The 16,879-nt window shown below is 38.9% G+C and carries 17 protein-coding genes; 7 read left to right on the forward strand and 10 right to left on the reverse strand.

The window, feature by feature from the left end; genetic code table 11:
• Window positions 1-22: 22 nt before the first annotated feature.
• Complete coding sequence (locus ACZ5WS_RS10770) at window positions 23-334, reverse strand: Mpo1-like protein (protein ID WP_178956179.1); 312 nt, start codon at window positions 332-334, stop codon at window positions 23-25.
• 153 nt (window positions 335-487) lie between these two features.
• Here ACZ5WS_RS10770 and ACZ5WS_RS10775 point away from each other — a divergent pair, with 153 nt between their 5' ends.
• On the forward strand, window positions 488-2,644 hold the full coding sequence (locus ACZ5WS_RS10775; RefSeq protein WP_464708557.1) for a prolyl oligopeptidase family serine peptidase: 2,157 nt from the start codon (window positions 488-490) through the stop codon (window positions 2,642-2,644).
• 87 nt (window positions 2,645-2,731) lie between these two features.
• Here ACZ5WS_RS10775 and ACZ5WS_RS10780 read toward each other — a convergent pair whose 3' ends face one another.
• The gene (locus ACZ5WS_RS10780; protein ID WP_464708560.1) at window positions 2,732-4,024 is read right to left on the reverse strand and encodes an anti-phage deoxyguanosine triphosphatase; all 1,293 of its coding nucleotides are present in this window, start codon (window positions 4,022-4,024) and stop codon (window positions 2,732-2,734) included.
• A gap of 181 nt (window positions 4,025-4,205) precedes the next feature.
• Between ACZ5WS_RS10780 and ACZ5WS_RS10785 the strand changes: the two genes are divergently transcribed.
• Both ACZ5WS_RS10785 and ACZ5WS_RS10790 read left to right on the forward strand, forming a co-directional pair.
• Window positions 4,206-5,015 (forward strand): glucosaminidase domain-containing protein, encoded by an 810-nt coding sequence (locus tag ACZ5WS_RS10785; RefSeq protein WP_464708563.1) that lies wholly within the window; start codon window positions 4,206-4,208, stop codon window positions 5,013-5,015.
• Entirely contained in the window at window positions 5,008-5,667 is a 660-nt protein-coding gene (locus ACZ5WS_RS10790; RefSeq protein WP_055012589.1) for a DUF2987 domain-containing protein, read from the forward strand. The genes ACZ5WS_RS10785 and ACZ5WS_RS10790 overlap by 8 nt, the downstream gene beginning before the upstream one ends.
• A 61-nt stretch (window positions 5,668-5,728) precedes the next feature.
• Here the strand turns inward: ACZ5WS_RS10790 and ACZ5WS_RS10795 are convergent, their stop codons facing one another.
• Both ACZ5WS_RS10795 and ACZ5WS_RS10800 read right to left on the reverse strand, forming a co-directional pair.
• Window positions 5,729-6,907, reverse strand: coding sequence for a GGDEF domain-containing protein (locus ACZ5WS_RS10795; RefSeq protein ID WP_464708566.1), 1,179 nt, complete (start codon window positions 6,905-6,907; stop codon window positions 5,729-5,731).
• Between the two features lie 132 nt (window positions 6,908-7,039).
• Window positions 7,040-7,930 (reverse strand): TIGR01777 family oxidoreductase, encoded by an 891-nt coding sequence (locus tag ACZ5WS_RS10800; protein WP_464708569.1) that lies wholly within the window; start codon window positions 7,928-7,930, stop codon window positions 7,040-7,042.
• 167 nt (window positions 7,931-8,097) lie between these two features.
• Between ACZ5WS_RS10800 and ACZ5WS_RS10805 the strand changes: the two genes are divergently transcribed.
• Window positions 8,098-9,141 (forward strand): AI-2E family transporter, encoded by a 1,044-nt coding sequence (locus ACZ5WS_RS10805; RefSeq protein WP_010390257.1) that lies wholly within the window; start codon window positions 8,098-8,100, stop codon window positions 9,139-9,141.
• Between the two features lie 42 nt (window positions 9,142-9,183).
• On the opposite strand, the gene ACZ5WS_RS10810 is transcribed toward ACZ5WS_RS10805, so the two are convergent.
• Window positions 9,184-10,266, reverse strand: a complete 1,083-nt coding sequence (locus ACZ5WS_RS10810; protein ID WP_464708573.1) for a flavin monoamine oxidase family protein — start codon at window positions 10,264-10,266, stop codon at window positions 9,184-9,186.
• A 631-nt stretch (window positions 10,267-10,897) separates the two neighbouring features.
• On the opposite strand from ACZ5WS_RS10810, the gene ACZ5WS_RS10815 reads away from it, so the two are divergent.
• A complete protein-coding gene (locus ACZ5WS_RS10815) occupies window positions 10,898-11,557 on the forward strand; it encodes a hypothetical protein (RefSeq protein ID WP_464708576.1) in 660 nt (219 codons plus the stop codon).
• A 112-nt stretch (window positions 11,558-11,669) separates the two neighbouring features.
• A complete protein-coding gene (locus ACZ5WS_RS10820) occupies window positions 11,670-12,020 on the forward strand; it encodes a VOC family protein (protein WP_290167725.1) in 351 nt (116 codons plus the stop codon).
• Window positions 12,021-12,131: 111 nt separating this feature from the next.
• Here the strand turns inward: ACZ5WS_RS10820 and ACZ5WS_RS10825 are convergent, their stop codons facing one another.
• The 5 genes from ACZ5WS_RS10825 to ACZ5WS_RS10845 all read right to left on the reverse strand — a co-directional run bounded on the left by ACZ5WS_RS10825 (window position 12,132) and on the right by ACZ5WS_RS10845 (window position 15,265).
• A complete protein-coding gene (locus ACZ5WS_RS10825; RefSeq protein WP_464708580.1) occupies window positions 12,132-12,545 on the reverse strand; it encodes a hypothetical protein in 414 nt (137 codons plus the stop codon).
• The gene (locus tag ACZ5WS_RS10830) at window positions 12,532-13,869 is read right to left on the reverse strand and encodes an ATP-binding protein (RefSeq protein ID WP_464708582.1); all 1,338 of its coding nucleotides are present in this window, start codon (window positions 13,867-13,869) and stop codon (window positions 12,532-12,534) included. Before ACZ5WS_RS10830 ends, ACZ5WS_RS10825 begins: the two co-directional genes overlap by 14 nt.
• A complete protein-coding gene (locus ACZ5WS_RS10835) occupies window positions 13,863-14,537 on the reverse strand; it encodes a response regulator transcription factor (protein WP_010390247.1) in 675 nt (224 codons plus the stop codon). Before ACZ5WS_RS10835 ends, ACZ5WS_RS10830 begins: the two co-directional genes overlap by 7 nt.
• Before the next feature lie 3 nt (window positions 14,538-14,540).
• Window positions 14,541-14,801, reverse strand: coding sequence for a PepSY domain-containing protein (locus ACZ5WS_RS10840; RefSeq protein ID WP_010390245.1), 261 nt, complete (start codon window positions 14,799-14,801; stop codon window positions 14,541-14,543).
• A gap of 161 nt (window positions 14,802-14,962) precedes the next feature.
• Window positions 14,963-15,265 (reverse strand): YciI family protein, encoded by a 303-nt coding sequence (locus tag ACZ5WS_RS10845; RefSeq protein WP_054201050.1) that lies wholly within the window; start codon window positions 15,263-15,265, stop codon window positions 14,963-14,965.
• Window positions 15,266-15,453: 188 nt separating this feature from the next.
• Here ACZ5WS_RS10845 and ACZ5WS_RS10850 point away from each other — a divergent pair, with 188 nt between their 5' ends.
• Window positions 15,454-16,878, forward strand: coding sequence for a sodium-dependent transporter (locus ACZ5WS_RS10850; protein WP_464708589.1), 1,425 nt, complete (start codon window positions 15,454-15,456; stop codon window positions 16,876-16,878).
• Window position 16,879 lies beyond the last annotated feature (1 nt).

Raw genomic sequence — 16,879 nt, forward strand, 5'->3', positions numbered from 1 at the left:
ATACCGAGGCGTAAGTAGCCATTTACCATTTAATTCTGCCAATCAACATATCTTTAAACATGACCCAATCACCCAATAAACTGTAAAACGGGTGCTTAAATGTGGCGGGGCGGTTTTTTTCAAAAAAGAAATGCCCAACCCATGCAAAGCCATAACCAATCACCGGTAATAACCATAACAATACGAATTGCGAGCTAATAAGCGCATAGCCGACTAGTAACAACACTAAACTACTGCCAATAAAATGCAGTCTGCGACAGGTTTTATTCCGATGCTCTTTTAAATAGAAAGGGTAAAAGCGTTTAAAGCTAGAAAAGGATTTAGTTTCTGTCATTACTCAACCTGCGAATGCTTAAAAGTCGTTCGTTTATTTAAGCGCAATTTAGCGTAGGTTAACAGCGATAAATGACGTTTACCGCATCTCAATAGACAAAAGCAGTAAAAGTTAATAGGTTAGGTTCACTATAGATAAAATAATGATAAAGCAATGCTTAAAAAAACACTGACCTGTGCGGTTGTAATCGCACTTGCGGGTTGTTCACAACCTGCAGAAAACACCACTCAAAATAAAGTAAAAACAGCTATGAAAGCAGTTAACTCACTAGATTACCCTGAAACTAAAAAAGGCACTGTGGTTGACACTTACTTTGATGAAACCGTGGCTGATCCGTATCGCTGGTTAGAAGATGATATGAGTGATGAAACGGCTCAATGGGTTAAAACTCAAAACAAGCTTACCTTTTCGTATTTAGAGCAAGTGCCTTACAGAGACACACTCAAACAGCGCCTTGAAAAACTCATGAACTACGAAAAAATCAGCGCGCCGTTTACTGAAGGTGATTACACCTATTTTTATAAAAATGATGGCCTGCAAAACCAGTACGTTTTATACCGCAGCAAAGACGGCGGTGAAGCTGAAGTGTTCTTAGATCCTAATACTTTTAGTGAAGATGGCACCACTTCAATGTCGGGTTTATCATTTTCAGAAGATGGTTCATTGTTAGCGTACCAAATTTCAGAAGGTGGTAGTGATTGGCGTAAAATCATTGTTATAGACACCGAGACCAAAGAGCAGGTAGAGCAAGCACTAGTTGATGTTAAATTTAGTGGCGTTAGCTGGCTAGCAAATGACGGTTTTTACTATTCAAGCTACGATAAGCCAGAGGGCAGTGAGCTTTCTGCAAAAACTGATCAACATAAAGTGTATTACCATAAGTTAGGCCAAGATCAAGGCGAAGATACTTTAGTATTTGGCGATACAGCAGAACAAAAGCACCGCTATGTGGGCGCTAAAGCAACCAAAGATGGTCGTTTCTTGTTTATTAGTGCCAGCGTATCAACCTCTGGTAATAAGTTATTTATTAAAGATTTAACCAAGCCAGATAGCGAATTTGTGACTGTAGTGGGTAATACCGACTCTGATACCAGCGTAATTGACAACGAAGGCAGCAAGCTATTTTTGGTTACTAACTTAAATGCACCAAATAAAAAAGTAGTGACGGTTGATGCAAGCAATCCACAGCCTGAAAACTGGCAAGATTTTATCCCAGAAACTGAAAACGTACTTAATGTAACCCTTGGCGGTAATACGTTTTTTGCCAACTACATGGTTGATGCTATTTCAAAAGTGAAACAGTACAACAAACAAAGCGAATTGATCCGCGAAATTAGTTTACCAGGCGTCGGTACGGCGAGTGGCTTTGGCGGTAAAAAAGAGCAAACTACGCTTTATTACTCGTTTACTAACTACAAAACGCCAGGTACAACTTACAGCTTTGACGTGCAAAGCGGTGAGTCAAAAGTATACCGTAAATCAGGGATAGATTTTAATAGCGATAACTATACCTCTGAGCAAGTATTTTATACCTCTAAAGATGGCACTAAAGTACCGATGATTATCACTTATAAAAGTGATATTAAATTAAATGGCAGCAACCCAACTATTTTATATGGTTATGGTGGCTTTAATATAAGCTTAACACCTCGCTTTAGCTCTACAACAGCAGCTTGGCTTGAGCAAGGCGGCGTATACGCAGTTGCTAATATTCGTGGTGGTGGTGAATACGGTAAAGAGTGGCATAAAGCAGGTACACAATTGCAAAAGCAAAACGTATTTGACGACTTTATTGCTGCAGCTGAATACTTACAAGATAAAAAATACACCTCTAAAAAACGCTTAGCACTGCGTGGTGGTTCAAACGGTGGGTTATTAGTGGGTGCTGTAATGACCCAGCGACCTGACTTGTTTCAAGTTGCGTTACCTGCGGTAGGCGTATTGGATATGCTTCGTTATCATACATTTACAGCTGGCGCTGGTTGGGCATACGATTACGGAACTAGCGACCAAAGTAAAGAAATGTTTGATTACTTAAAAGGCTACTCGCCAATTCATAACGTAAAAGCAGGGGTTGTATATCCGGCGACGATGATCACTACAGGCGATCATGATGACCGCGTTGTACCGTCGCATTCATTTAAATTTGCAGCTGAACTTCAAGCGAATCAAGCAGGTACTAATCCAACGCTTATCCGTATTGAAACCAATGCAGGCCATGGTGCAGGTACACCAACCAGTAAAATTATTGACCTTTATGCCGACATGTACGGTTTCACGCTTTACAACATGGGCATTAAATCACTGTAGTGTGATTTTTTTAAACTAACGAAAAGCCGAGTTACGTAAGTGACTCGGCTTTTTTATGTTGACTAACCTGAGTTCAGATTAGCTAACTTATTGTATGGGGGAGAACAACCGTTGATAGGTTTTATAAGCGTATTCGTCGCTCATACCGCTTAAATAGTCACAAATAATACGCATACCTTGATTGTGTTTTTCAGCTTCAAGGTACAGTGCCTGCGTGGTTTCGGGTAATAAGCGCAGCGGATCGCTGGCAAACGCAGTAAATAATTCTATGAGTAGGTTTTGCCCTTTAAATTCTATTTGCTGCATTTGTGGGTCGCGTATTAAACGCTGAAATACAAAGTGTTTGAGGATCTGTAGCACATTTTCGTATTGCTGATCTAATTTTGCGGTGTGCTTTAAAATAGGGCACTCAAATTCATTGTTTTGGGTATCTAAATGAATATGAATAATAAAGGTATTCACCAGTTCGCCTATGGCGTCTTTTCGCTCATGTTCATACTTTGAAAATAACCGCTTGGAGAGTGACTCCAGCAAAGTGTTTAACCAGTCATAGTCAAGTGCTTGTAAATGCGGCAATGCATGGGTTAGCCAATCGTCTAAACTAAGAACATCGGTAGCTATTGCATCCTCAAGATCGTGAACGGCATAAGCAATGTCATCAGCCAGTTCCATAATGGCACTGTCGAGTGATTTATAACGGGTTTTAGCGCGGTAAGCATCTGCGTGTTCTTGGCTAGATAATAACGCTTTATCACTTGCGCTAAGAGGCTCAATAATCCAATTAAATATCGCGGCATCGTCATTATAAATACCTTTGGCTGGACGCCAGTCATCGGCTTTAATAAATGCACGCTGTTTATTTTCTTGTGGGATGTTATGCCAAAGGTTATCGATAAAAGCTGGGTACTTAATAAATCCTAACAAGGTGCGTCTAGTTAAGTTCATGCCGTAGCCGTTACTGTAGGGCTCTAGCTTTGCCACAATGCGCAGTGTTTGTGCGTTACCCTCAAAACCACCATGATCACGCATCATATAGTTAAGTGCAATTTCGCCACCATGCCCAAACGGTGGATGACCTATATCGTGCGCTAAACATAAGGTTTCGAGCAATCCAGTAGATGGAAAATGTTCAAAGCTTGGATGTTGGGCCTTTAAATGGCGTAATATGCCGGTGCCTATTTGCGAGACTTCTAATGAATGGGTAAGGCGTGTACGGTAAAAGTCGTTTAAGCCAATACCCATTATTTGGGTTTTAGCTTGAAGACGCCTAAATGCAGCAGCATGAATGATTCGTGAGCGGTCTATTTGCCAAGGAGAGCGGTTATCGTTAGGGCGGTGCTTATATTGTTCAATTATTCTATTTTGCCACTGTTTATCCATGTCTCAACCTATCAATTCGTCTTCGGCTTTAGCACTTAGTATATTATAAATTGTAAGCAATAGGTGTATGAATTTTATTCGGTTGTTCAGTATTCGCGTTTATAAAGTGGCTTAGGTATAATGATGTTTCGTATGTATGTGACTACACCATACATAACTTAGAGTTAAATTGAGATAATACATGTTAAAAACTATTTTTCAGTTGTTGTTAGCCGCCGTTGTTATTTGGGCGTTGACCCTTCCGTTTATTGATGCTGATGAACTAGTATCAGACGAGCAAACCAGCACTAACGATATTAAAAAACAGAAGAAGAAAGAAAAACCATTGCACAACGTTAAGTTGCCAAAGTTCTCAGAATTCACTGATGTGAAAGAGAAAAAACATGCGTTTTTTAACTTTATTAAGCCTCATGTAGAAGCCGAAAACAAAAAGATTTTACAACAACGTGCAAACCTTGAAATTGCACGCATGATGATAGAGCACAGTGAACCGCTCAGTAAAAAACAAACGGGTGATATTAAAAAAATACTTAAGTCGTACGGATTACCTGAAACGTTAGATACCATCACCTTAAGCCAAGCACTGCGCCGCGTAGACATCATTCCTAAAGAAATGGCCTTAATGCAGGCAGCCAATGAGTCTGCATGGGGTACTTCGCGTTTTGCACGAATTGGCTTAAACTTTTTTGGCCAATGGTGCTACAAAAAAGGCTGTGGCATGGTACCAAGAAGACGTAATAGTGAAGCCGAGCATGAAGTGGCTGCATTTAAATCGGTACGTGCAGCAGTAAGCTCTTATTTTAAAAATATTAATACCCACAATGCTTACAAAGAGTTACGTACTATACGCGAAGACTTACGCGCACAACAAAAACCTATTTTAGCGACTAAATTAACGTATGGTTTAATGTCATACTCTGAACGTGGTGAAGCGTACATTGAAGAGCTTAATACCATGATTAATCAAAACCGAGCGTACTTTAATGAATAAGCCGTTATTAAAATTAGTTACAGCCAGCTTTTTAGCAGTAGCAGCTAGTAGTGCCGTTGCTAAAGAATTTGTGATGTCGTATGACGGTTTTTACGACCGTTTAAAAGTGGTAAACAAAGGGGACTTTCAGTACGCCCGCGTAAACTTTTATATTAGCGATATTGGTACTAACGAAGTTTGTAGTATTAAAAACGGTACTATTTTAACTGAAAAAAATGAGTACCCGCTTAATTATACCGACAAAGCGCAATTGCTATTACCGTTCGATAAACAGCTAGATACCGACAAAGCGGTGATTGTAGTTCAGCCAAAAAACCCGGTTCACGACTGTCAGTTAAAGCTACAAATAGAAGCTAAGGAACTAGATGGACTGGCGTTATCAAAGCAATCGTTATTGGTTATTAATAATGAGCTTGAAGAGCTCTTAACAGACCTATCTGGCTTTTTTGTTAGCAAACTAATGTGGTTTTTATTACCTGAACAAAAAGGCGTGGTTGTTACCTTTAAAACTCCTAAGCAATTTGATGATGAGCGCATAACGTGCGAAAAGTCAGTGTGTTATTTTGAAGTAACTGATAGCTGGGAAGACAATACAACCGTATTAGCTGACATTAACGAGGTTGTTAAAGTAACGCCTTGGATCAGTAAGTAGCTAAATAATTTGTAAACGTATCAAGCGGCATCAACTATGATGCCGTTTTTTTATGACTAAATTAAATGGTGGCAGAGTGGGCTTTTGCTAATAGGCTTTTTTCATCATGAGTGACCACTTTATTTCGGCCTGTTTCTTTAGCAAGGTAAAGCCGTTTATCGGCTTGTAACAACAGTTCTTGCATATTCAGTTCGCGCACTAACATGCTACTTACCCCAGCACTAACAGACAGTGCAATGCTGTGATTATTAAAATAAAACGGATATTCATTAATACTACTGCAAAGCTTTTGAGCTAACTGCTTTGATTGCGCTAAGTTTTGTTGATTAAGAAAAATAGCAAACTCTTCTCCGCCAATTCGAGCAGTAACACCAAGCTCAAAAAACAATTCGTTAATATGTTGTGCAATCCATTTTATCGCTTCATCGCCGGTTTCATGACCGTATTGATCGTTCACTTGTTTAAATAGGTCAATATCGAGCATGATCAACGATACTCTGCTGTTTAAAGGCGCAGTATGCGTTATTTTTTTACATAGCTTAAAAAAACCTCGTCTATTTAAAAGCTGCGTTAATGGATCGTGATTCGCTAAATTAATTAGCCTAGACTCAGCATTAGCAAACTTAATAAACGGTAAAATTAGCGCAGTAGCGGTAGTTAAAAATAAATGCGTTACCAATAACAGCTGTAATCCAAAAGCTAAGCTGGCTTGACTGATTTGGCTTGAGTAGAGCAAAACAAGGAGTACAACTTGCAACAGCATCACCACACTGTGTATTGCAAAACAGGCAACGAGTAAGCGTTGTTGGACTACAGCAACACTTGGAGTTTTAATCATTAAATACGCAGCGTAGCTAAATAATACAGCAGCAATAATACTGGTAATAATTTGCCCTGCATCAATAAGGTACACTGCAAGTAAAAGCGTGCAGCACATGGCGCTTGCATAGTATAAAGGCGTTAATTTTATCGCGGGCGCTTGGCTTTGTGGTATTAACCCTAAAATAATGAGTAATGGGCTTAAAATAATAAAAACGTAAGCAAAAAAATGGGTTAATAATGGAAACTCAATAAAATCTCTTAAACAAATTAGTGCAATTGCGGTAATAAACGAGCAACAGGCGGTAGCAAAAAATAAATAGCAAGGTTGTTTTTTGTATCTATAAACAGAAAAAAAGAACACAGCAATAAACAAGTTAAGAATAAAACAGAGGCTAATTAATGTAGGTAAATGAAGCATGTTTAAGGGGCTCTTTTAGCTAAGTGAAGGTGTTCATACAGATAAGTATTAGGTAGTGACACTAAAATAGCAAGGGGGTAAAAAGTATTAGCTTTACCCCCTACTACAAACTTAACCCGTTAAGGCCAGTAGCTAGACTAAACTTTCTAATGCAGCGTCAATTTTAGTAAAGTGAAAACGATAGTTATGGTCTAATGCTTTTTTAGGTACCACATACTGGCCATTAGTAAGTAAGTCGGCCATTTCACCCATTAATATATTAAGCACCCCAGCAGGCATAGGCATAAACGCAGGGCGAGATAATGCTTTTCCTAATGATTTACTAAACTGCTTGTTACTTACCGGCTCAGGGGCTGTAGCGTTGATAGCACCAGATATTTCTTTATTGCGAATTAAAAACAAAATGAGCTGAACCATATCATCTATATGGATCCACGACATACCTTGCTCACCATTGCCAATTGGACCACCTACGCAAAGCTTAAATGCTGGTAACATTTTACCAAGCGCGCCGCCTTTTTTAGCCAATACAATACCGGTACGTAATAAGCACACTCGAGTTTCGTCAGACTCAGCCTTTAAAGCTGCTTGCTCCCAATCTTTGCACAGTTGGTGGCTAAATTCATCATGAGGCTCTGTATTGTTTTCATCAACCAGAGTGTCGCCTTGTCGACCATAATAACCAATTGCACTGCCAGATATAAAAGTATGTGGCGGGGTATGGCACTGCTTAATAGCATCACTAATAGCTTGAGTAACAATGATTCGGCTATCGCGAATGACTGCTTTTTGTTTATTACTCCAACGTTTATTTACAATAGGTTCACCGGCTAAGTTAATAACCACGTCAACGGTATTAAAATCAACATCTTCAAGGCTATCAATAGCGTTAACCTGGTGCCCTAACAATACTTTTGCTTTGGTTGGGTTTCTGCTCAGTACAGTAACATCGTGGTGGTGCAACAAGAAAGGGCAAAGGTGCCTACCAATTAAGCCTGTGGCGCCAGTAAAAAATATATGCATTGCAACTCCGAAATTATAAAAAAGCAGGATGTTTAAAATTTATACTCTCCAGCTCAACGATTTGCAAACTTATACGTACCAATAATTTTTATGATCACCCTTAAACATTTCATTCTATTAGCTTTTGCCTTACACTAAAGCCAAATAACAGTAATAGGATAATAGTATTGGCTAGTTTAACTGGGGTAAATAAAAGCTTAATAATTTTTGCCGCTTTGGTCATTGTGCTGGCGGGTATTAAAGCCGCAAGCGCTATTGTTATTCCGTTTATTTTGGCAGCATTTATAGCCATAATTTGTAGCCCACTCATTAATTTTTTTGCTCGTTACCGTATTCCAAAAGGCATAGCGGTAGTGCTTGTGGTGCTTATTATTATGGGCTTAGGGGTTAGCTTAGGCGGTTTAGTAGGGCAGTCGGTTAACGATTTTTCAAAACAATTACCTGAATATAAAGCACAATTAAAAGAAGAATTTGTATGGTTGGTTGATGTAGCCTCACAATACAATATTTTAATTAATAAAGAACAAATTTTGTCTATGTTTGATCCCGGCAAAATGGTTGATGTTGCCACCAATATGCTAACGGGTTTAGGTAGCGTAATGGCCAATATGTTTTTAATTATTTTAACAGTTGTTTTTATGCTGTTTGAAGGGCCGATACTTGGCAAAAAAATTCATTTAGCACTGGACGATCCCGACAGCAAAATTAAGCAAATTGACCGTTTTTTAGACTCTATTAACTCTTATTTAGCCATTAAAACCTTAGTGAGTTTAGCTACCGGTGTAATTGCTGGTTTTTACCTGTGGATACTCGATGTTGATTATTTTGTACTATGGGGCGTATTGGCATTTATGCTTAATTACATTCCTAACATTGGTTCAATCATTGCGGCTGTGCCAGCACTGTTACTGGCGCTTATTACGCAAGGTCCATTAGTGGCAGGGCTCGTCGGCGCGGGTTATTTAACTATTAATACCGTTATGGGGAATATTGTAGAGCCAAAATACATGGGTAAAGGCCTCGGGCTTTCTACCTTGGTGGTATTCTTATCATTAATATTTTGGGGCTGGTTATTAGGCTCTGTGGGTATGCTGCTATCAGTGCCGTTAACCATGATTGTAAAAATAGCACTTGAAGCCAGTGATGAAGGGCGTTGGTTAGCTACTATGCTTGGCACAGGTGAAGAAACCGTTATCAAATCAGAAGACTAATACCTTATAAAGGCGTGCCTACATTGCACGCCTTTTAAAAAGCTAAGGATTCATTAAATTAGCTAAGGCGCTATCTACAGCGTTCATAGCCCCCTCTAAATAGCCTGCATCTTGCTGTGCAAATTCACTCCCCACAAAATGCACTTTTAACTGTTTAAGCTGCTCGCTAAGCCCTGAAAAATTGAATTCAGGATGCTGCGATACACCTATTTGGTCATCTCTGTTGGCAACAAATTCATCCTCAGCCCAATCCTTTATAATGCAGCTTTTCGCTGTATAGGCTTGCTCACCGTAAAAATAGCTGAGCTGATCAAGGCAAGCTTGGGTTAATTGTTCTCTGGTCACTTTACTGCGCTGCAAGTAATGCACGCCAATAAAGCCAAACAGAGCAGGGTAAGAATGCTCACTGGCTGACGCATCATGAACTTCTACCAATGGGCCTACACGGCTAAAACATTGTCCCGATAAATTTCTATCTCGCCAAAAAGCGTGCTCAAAAGTGGCAATAAACTTTGCTTGGCCTGCCATCCACGTAGGCACCGACGCTAAACGCTGTGCTAAACCATTATCAGCCCATAAATGCGGGGTTAAATGTTGGCTGATCATTCTAGGCGGTAACGCCAATAGTAACTGATCGCAAGTATAGTGTTGCGTACTCCCTTGGTAATTAGCGCTTATATGCCAGCCATCGGAGAGCGTTTTTACTTCGCTAACAGCGTGCTCTAATTTAACGGTGTTTGGCTCAAGCTGCTGATGAAGCAAATTGATAAGCTTGCTCATACCGTTTTGTATTCTGAATAACTGCATTTCGCCAGCCCCTGCAATTTGCTGTGCAGGGGCAGTATGCGATGCTTGATACAACACATCGCCTTGGGTGTATTGTTCAAACACGGGGATGTTTAAAGCAGCAACTAATTGTTGAATATTAGGCTGGTGCGGAAATATCCAGGTAGGGCCTAAATCGTGGCTAATGGTGTTACTAGTCGGTAAATAATGAGACGCAATTCTGCCACCTAAACTGGCTTTGGCCTCTAATAATAAAAACGGAATATCACGTTTTTTAAGGTTGTAAGCAGTATATAAGCCCGCTAAGCCACCACCAATAATAACCACAGGTTTATGCATTTTAAAATCACTTCAGCTAAATCAATCTACTGGTAGGTAGTTTGTGGTTTTTATGCAGATTTGTCAAAACGTTTTATGGACTAAGTGAATAAGCTGAGTGCGCCTCTATATTCAGGAAAATGAGCCAAGCGGGAACAGAGTGCTAATGAACTCCGCTTTAAAATAATAAAAACTTAATGATAGTAATATGTTAGCTAATTTGTTAAAACTATATCTAGTAGAAAAATTAAACGTAGCGCTGGTATAGATATATGCGGATCGCGCAGTGTTAAATTGTTAGAATTTAAGGAAACTTATGGAATCTAGCGGAATAACATTTTAAGCATGAAGAGTATTTTGGAGACATAGGGCATCCAAAGCTTTGGAGTAAGCTGTTTGGGCTTAAAAGTGATATAGCTCACGGCCAACAATATGAATTTCAAGAGCAATATTCAGTTTTAAAGTTGCTTGAAAATACAAATAGATTTCTAGATATAGTAGCGAAAGAGCTCATCAAACTTTCTATTGAAGAAAATGAATTAATAGCTGATCTCAGAGAATGTTTAATTATAAAAAGGCGCTGCTGTATCACCATTTTCGTTGTGCTCCAAATTTGTCGGAGAGGCGGCGTTATTAAACAAGGAGGTAGATTATGAAAAATAAGTTTATGGTTATTGTGTGTTCTTTTTTATTAACGTTTTCTTTGAATGCGTTTGCTCAAGAGGATAGCTCAGCAAAAGTAGCCCAGATATTAGGGAATACAATACATGTTACTGATCTAGAAATAGATTTGAGGTTTTTAAAAGGATATAAGCGCTCTTATCCTGGTTTATCAGAAGATGATGTGCTTGATAAAATGCGAGCAGATAAATTAACTTCAATAATTTGGAAACGAATTATCCAAAAGTTACCTGATGAACATAATTTAGAACCAACAGCCGAAGAAGTAGAAAGTTTTACTGAAGCTATGCATCGATTTAGCTCAGAGTCATCAACTGAGACATTAACTTCTGAAATGAAAGAAGCTTCATTTAGAGCAAATAGAGACGTCGTTAAAACTTACAAAATTAGTAAGTATCTTTATGAAACGTATGGAGGCACAGTTATTTTCCAACAAGGAAACCCTCATGAACCTGTAGGTGCCTATCGTAAACTTCTAGAAGAGTATAAAGCCCAAGGGAATTTTAAAATTTATAACCCAAAATATGAAAAAGCTTTCTGGGCGTATTATTTGAGAAAACACCCAATGGTTATTCCAGAGGATAAAGTTGATTTTTCCAAACCATGGTGGGAAAAAGCACAGGTTGAGTAGTGCAATTCAAATACCTGAAGTTTGCTTATGATTATCGAGCATTGCTTCTACCTTTGTATATTACTAGTCCAAGTCGCAAATAATATAAACAAGAATAAGGGTAAAAACTAAAATGACTCAAAATAATAAAATTAACTATATTGAGATTCCTGCACAAAATATTGCAGCTACTAAGGCCTTTTTTAGTGACGTGTTTGGCTGGTCATTTGAGGATTATGGCTCAGAATATTGTAGTTTTACAGGGCAAGGTGTTGATGGTGGTTTCTTTAAATCTGACTTGGTTGTTTCTACTAAAAACGGAAGCCCGTTAATTGTGTTATACAGTAATGCCCTTGAAGCGACTCAAAATAAAATTGAGGAGGCTGGAGGCAAAATAATTAAGCCTACATTTTCATTTCCAGGTGGTAGACGATTTCACTTTAGCGACCCAAATGGAAATGAATTTGCGGTGTGGTCAGAGTAATCACATTACAAAGTCTATAACTACAAAAATGCAGCCTTTAAGGCTGCACTTCCCAAAATACTAACCACGAAATTAACAAGAAACAACAAATAATGTTTAATTAGGAACTTGTTAAAGCCCCATTTTAAGCTGCTGAATAAATTGCTTTATCATTGCTATTTCACACTCTTTATAAGTTACTACAGCTTCTAGTGAATTAGGTTGTTTTAACATGTAACGCCACTGGCAGCTTTTTTGTATGTACTTATCTTTGGCGTTAATACTTTGTTTAAACAGTGATAAAATGATGGTATTACCGGTTTCACTTTCTAATTCGGCCAGTTCAAAAGTGCGCTTTTGGATCCAGCTGTCTTGTTGCTGTTGCACTTTATTTAATTTGGCATCTAAACATTGTGTGTAATCTTTAATTTGCTCTGGCAGGGCGTTGCTTTGCAATGTACATTGTTGCTCAGCAGCCATACTTTGCTGTGCCCATAACAATAAAAGGCTTAAGCTAAAACAAAGGATGTAGTTATTTTTTTTCATGATAATTAAACTCGAGAATAAATTCTGCACCGCCTAAACGTTGCGACTGAGATATAGTTAACAGCCCGTGATACGACTTAACCAAGTCAGATACAATAGCCATACCAACACCGTGGCCGCTTTCGTAGGTATCTAGGCGCGTACCGCGTTGTAATAACGATTCGCGCTTATCTGGCTTAATGCCTGGGCCGTCATCACAAATGCTTATACTGAGCGTTTTAGCTTGTGAAACGTTAATACTGACTTGGGAGCGACAGGCTTTACAGGCATTATCTATTAAGTTGCCTAATAACTCCATTAAATCGGTTTTATCACCTAAAAAGTAATCTTTATCGCTCACTTGGCAGTTAAATATAATGTCCTTATCGCGGTATACTTTACTCATTGCGCTTAAGATAGAATCGATAACCGGCTTGATGGGGGTTTGTTTTTTCCATGTATCGGAAGCACCCGTGGCGGCACGTTTTAATTGGTGCTCGATCATCACATTAATTCTGTCGAGTTGTTCTTGTGCATCTGCATCGTTAGCTAATGGGCTTGATTTTAAAACAGCTAACGGCGTTTTAAGTGCATGGGCTAAATCGCTAAGAGAGGCGCGGTATCGTTCTTTTTGACGTTGCTGCGACTCTAACAGTAAATTTAGGTCGGCTTTAATCGTTTGCAGTTCAACGGGGTATAAGCCTTTAATTTCTTGAATATCGCCTGATTCAATGGCTTTTATTTCTTTATCTAGACGCTGCAGAGGTCGTGCACTCCAAATAAAACCAATGGCCATTAATCCTGCAATGGCAATTCCCATTATAAACATCCAATCAACTAGGGTCTGTTTAAAGCCATCCATTAAGCGCAGTAGGGCATCGTTACGTTTTAATAAAATAAAGCGTGCTTGCTCTGATTGGTCAATATTATTAAGTATTACCGTTAAACTTAATTGCCAATAAGCAGTGTTGTTATACACCACACGTCTAAAGTCGGCAGCGCCTGCTTTGGGCTCTATATATTGGGGAACAAAGTTAACGTTAACCGCCGACTCAGAATGCCAAATAGGCACGTCGTCACGGTATATCATGGCGTAGGTGTCTGAGTTTAAATTGTTGAGTTCGGGGGTTAATATAGAGCTGGGCATAATAATGCCGCGCTCGGTAAAATCAACTTCGGAAATAAGTGAATACAGGTGTGCTTCGAGGTTTTTTTCGGTGGCATCAACAAGTGACTCATAATACGCTTTACCTATGGAGTAAAACAAAATGGGTAGGGCGACTAACAAAACAAAGACAAGGATAAATCCTTGCCTTATTTTTAACGAAACTTGCGGTCCTACCACTGGCTTTTAAGCCTGTAACCACGCCCACGCAGTGTTTCTACTGGGTTAAGCACGCCATCTGGGTCGAGTTTTTTACGTAAACGTAGTACAAACACTTCAATTACATTCGAATCAAGGTCGAAATCTTGGTCGTAAATATGCTCTGTAAGCTCAGACTTTGAAATTACTTTTTGTGGGTTAACCATTAAGTATTCGAGTACTTTGTACTCATACGCAGTTAAGCTCAGTTCTTTGTCGTTTACCCATACTTGTTGTGAACGCGTATGAATTTTAATAGGGCCGGCTGTCATTTCTGGATTTGCTTTACCTGCACTACGACGAATAAGCGCATTACAACGAGCAATCAGTTCTTCAACATGAAATGGTTTAGTTAGGTAGTCGTCAGCACCGGCATCTAAGCCTTCTACTTTGTCTTGCCAGCGATCGCGCGCGGTTAAAATCAAAATAGGAATAGTCACCCCTTGGGCGCGTGCTTTGTTTATTAGTTCAATACCATCTATTTTAGGTAGGCCTAAATCAACTACAGCCATATCTAAAGGGTATTCAGTGATGTGAAAAAGGCCAGCTTCACCGTCGTGACATAAATCAACACTGTAACGCTCTTTTTCTAATGCATTGCGCAGGTTGTCTGCCAAATGTAAATCATCTTCTATTACTAAAATTCGCATTGGTTAATCCTTTTTCACTTCGCCAGTTTTCTTGTTTATTTTCAAATCGACGACGTGGCCGTCAGCTTTTAAAATTCGTACAGTAAAAAAAAGTGTTTCTTCAGAAATCTTTAACGTTGTACCGTCTGTAGTTTGTTTTGCAAGTATTACTGCTTTTTTTTTGCTTACCTCAACTTTATCGGTTTTGCTTTTGGTATTGTTTGCGTGGGCAAAATTAGCCAAACACACTACCGCGATTAAATTGAGTATTAATAATACACGCATTACGGAACTCCTAGAACAGACCTGCTTAGCTTAAAAACTAAGCCACTAAAACTTTAATACCTTGCGGTGTATTTAAGTTTTTATTAAGCAAAGTTTAATTAAAAATGAGTGAACAAACCCTGAATTGCTGGTTGCAGTTAAACAGGGTGGTCATAGTTTAATTAAGCAGGGAACACTTTTTTAAATGGTTTAACAATAGAGTTTTCATATACGCCACCGGCAACATAAGGATCATCTGCCGCCCACTCTCTGGCGTCTTCTAAAGAATTAAATTGAGCAATCACTAAAGAACCTGTAAAGCCTGCATCTTGAGGGTCTTCACTATCAATGGCTGGAAGTGGACCTGCGGTTAATAGTCTGCCTTCGTCTTCTAGCGTTTGTAAGCGTGCTAAATGAGCTGGGCGAGCCGCTTTACGGTGCTCTAAACTATTTTGGACATCTGTTGAATAAATCATATACAACATATAAATACTCTCAAAACTTGTTAAATTTAATTAACTGCATACTAGCATAGCGTTGATAAATGGTGAATTAAAAGTGTTTATGGCGATGTTTACAGCAAGAATGTTTTTTTACACGGTAATTGCTTGAAAAGCGTTGCGTAACACTGGTAGAGTCCCTTGGATAAGATAAATAATAACAAGGTTATTACATGAGTGAAAATAGAGAGCACTTTAGCTCCCGCTTAGGATTTATATTGGCAGCGGCAGGCTCTGCTGTGGGTATTGGTAACTTAGTAGGCTTTCCAGTTTCTGCGACTAAGAATGGCGGTGGTGCATTTTTGCTCGTCTATGCTTTGTTTGTCGCATTCATTTGTTTACCCGTAATGATGGCTGAAATGGCCATGGGTCGTCATGCACAAAAAGACCCGCTGGGTGCATACAAAAAATTAGCTAATAACGACAAAAAATGGAAATTTGCTGGCTTTTTAGCGGTATTAACGCCATTTATGATTGCTGTTTTTTATATGGTGATCACAGTGTGGATTTTTGGTTACTTGAGCCAAACCGCGCTGGGTAATTTAGATATGCTGGCAAACCCTGGACACTTTGGTGAGTTTATAAATAGCTATACCGTGTTTGGTTATATGGCGCTGGTAGTAGTTATTGTTAACCTAATTTTGGTCGGTGGCGTAAAAGACGGCATAGAAAAAGCAGCTAAATTTTTAATGCCAGCTTTATTTGTCATGCTTATTATATTGGTGGGTTACGTACTCACTCTTGATAACGCCATGGCCGGTGTTAAGTACTATATTATTCCTGATTTTAGTAAAATGAATGCCAGCGTGCTGAATGGCGCATTGAGCCAAGCGTTTTTCTCATTGTCGTTAGGTATGGGTATTTTAATTACCTATGCATCTTATATCTCGAAAAAAGATGATATTGTAGGCAGTGCTAAAATGGTTGCTATTACCGACTCACTGGTTGCGTTTGTAGCAGGCTTAATGGTGTTACCGGCTATTTTTAGCTTTGATCCAAATACCGATCCGGCTAAGTTATCTGACTCGTCAGTTTCAATGATTTTTGTCTACCTTCCAAAAATTTTATTAGCGCTACAAAATGATATTGGTTACTTTGGCGCATCAGCCGTGGCATTTATTTTCTTCTTATTGGTATTTTTTGCTGCTATCACATCACTGGTATCTATTGTTGAAGTACCAACAGCAACACTAAGCGATCGTAAAGGCATTAGCCGTAAAAAAGCGCTGGGCATACTCACTTTATCAACCGGTATATTAACTATTTTGTGTATTATGTCGTTTGGTATGATTGACGGCCTAACTACTTTTACTAGCTACGGTAGTGGTAATAAGAGCTTTTTTGATGTTGTTTATGACGTATTTTACGACACAATATTGCCTTTAAATGGTTTAATGGTGTGTTTGTTTGTAATGTATAAATGGAAAAAAGTTCGCTTAAGCGAAGAGCTAAGACAAGGCTCTCCTAATTATGCTAATAGCTTTATGGAAAAGTACGTTAACTTTTCACTGCAAACCTTTATTCCAGCGATATTATTAATCATTTTTGTAAATACCGTTGCAACGAAGTTTTTTGATATAAGTATTTTTGGTTTTTAAT

Source organism: Pseudoalteromonas sp. 11L1 (assembly GCF_055397545.1).

What these genes read in the sequence shown, in the direction of transcription:
- ACZ5WS_RS10800 (WP_464708569.1), bottom strand. Translation starts at nt 7,930, where the DNA reads ATGCATATATTTTTTACTGGCGCCACAGGCTTAATTGGTAGGCACCTT.
- ACZ5WS_RS10835 (WP_010390247.1), bottom strand. Translation starts at nt 14,537, where the DNA reads ATGCGAATTTTAGTAATAGAAGATGATTTACATTTGGCAGACAACCTG.
- ACZ5WS_RS10775 (WP_464708557.1), top strand. Translation starts at nt 488, where the DNA reads ATGCTTAAAAAAACACTGACCTGTGCGGTTGTAATCGCACTTGCGGGT.
- ACZ5WS_RS10825 (WP_464708580.1), bottom strand. Translation starts at nt 12,545, where the DNA reads ATGAAAAAAAATAACTACATCCTTTGTTTTAGCTTAAGCCTTTTATTG.
- ACZ5WS_RS10785 (WP_464708563.1), top strand. Translation starts at nt 4,206, where the DNA reads ATGTTAAAAACTATTTTTCAGTTGTTGTTAGCCGCCGTTGTTATTTGG.
- ACZ5WS_RS10795 (WP_464708566.1), bottom strand. Translation starts at nt 6,907, where the DNA reads ATGCTTCATTTACCTACATTAATTAGCCTCTGTTTTATTCTTAACTTG.
- ACZ5WS_RS10850 (WP_464708589.1), top strand. Translation starts at nt 15,454, where the DNA reads ATGAGTGAAAATAGAGAGCACTTTAGCTCCCGCTTAGGATTTATATTG.
- ACZ5WS_RS10815 (WP_464708576.1), top strand. Translation starts at nt 10,898, where the DNA reads ATGAAAAATAAGTTTATGGTTATTGTGTGTTCTTTTTTATTAACGTTT.
- ACZ5WS_RS10845 (WP_054201050.1), bottom strand. Translation starts at nt 15,265, where the DNA reads ATGTTGTATATGATTTATTCAACAGATGTCCAAAATAGTTTAGAGCAC.
- ACZ5WS_RS10810 (WP_464708573.1), bottom strand. Translation starts at nt 10,266, where the DNA reads ATGCATAAACCTGTGGTTATTATTGGTGGTGGCTTAGCGGGCTTATAT.
- ACZ5WS_RS10840 (WP_010390245.1), bottom strand. Translation starts at nt 14,801, where the DNA reads ATGCGTGTATTATTAATACTCAATTTAATCGCGGTAGTGTGTTTGGCT.
- ACZ5WS_RS10820 (WP_290167725.1), top strand. Translation starts at nt 11,670, where the DNA reads ATGACTCAAAATAATAAAATTAACTATATTGAGATTCCTGCACAAAAT.
- ACZ5WS_RS10770 (WP_178956179.1), bottom strand. Translation starts at nt 334, where the DNA reads ATGACAGAAACTAAATCCTTTTCTAGCTTTAAACGCTTTTACCCTTTC.
- ACZ5WS_RS10790 (WP_055012589.1), top strand. Translation starts at nt 5,008, where the DNA reads ATGAATAAGCCGTTATTAAAATTAGTTACAGCCAGCTTTTTAGCAGTA.
- ACZ5WS_RS10780 (WP_464708560.1), bottom strand. Translation starts at nt 4,024, where the DNA reads ATGGATAAACAGTGGCAAAATAGAATAATTGAACAATATAAGCACCGC.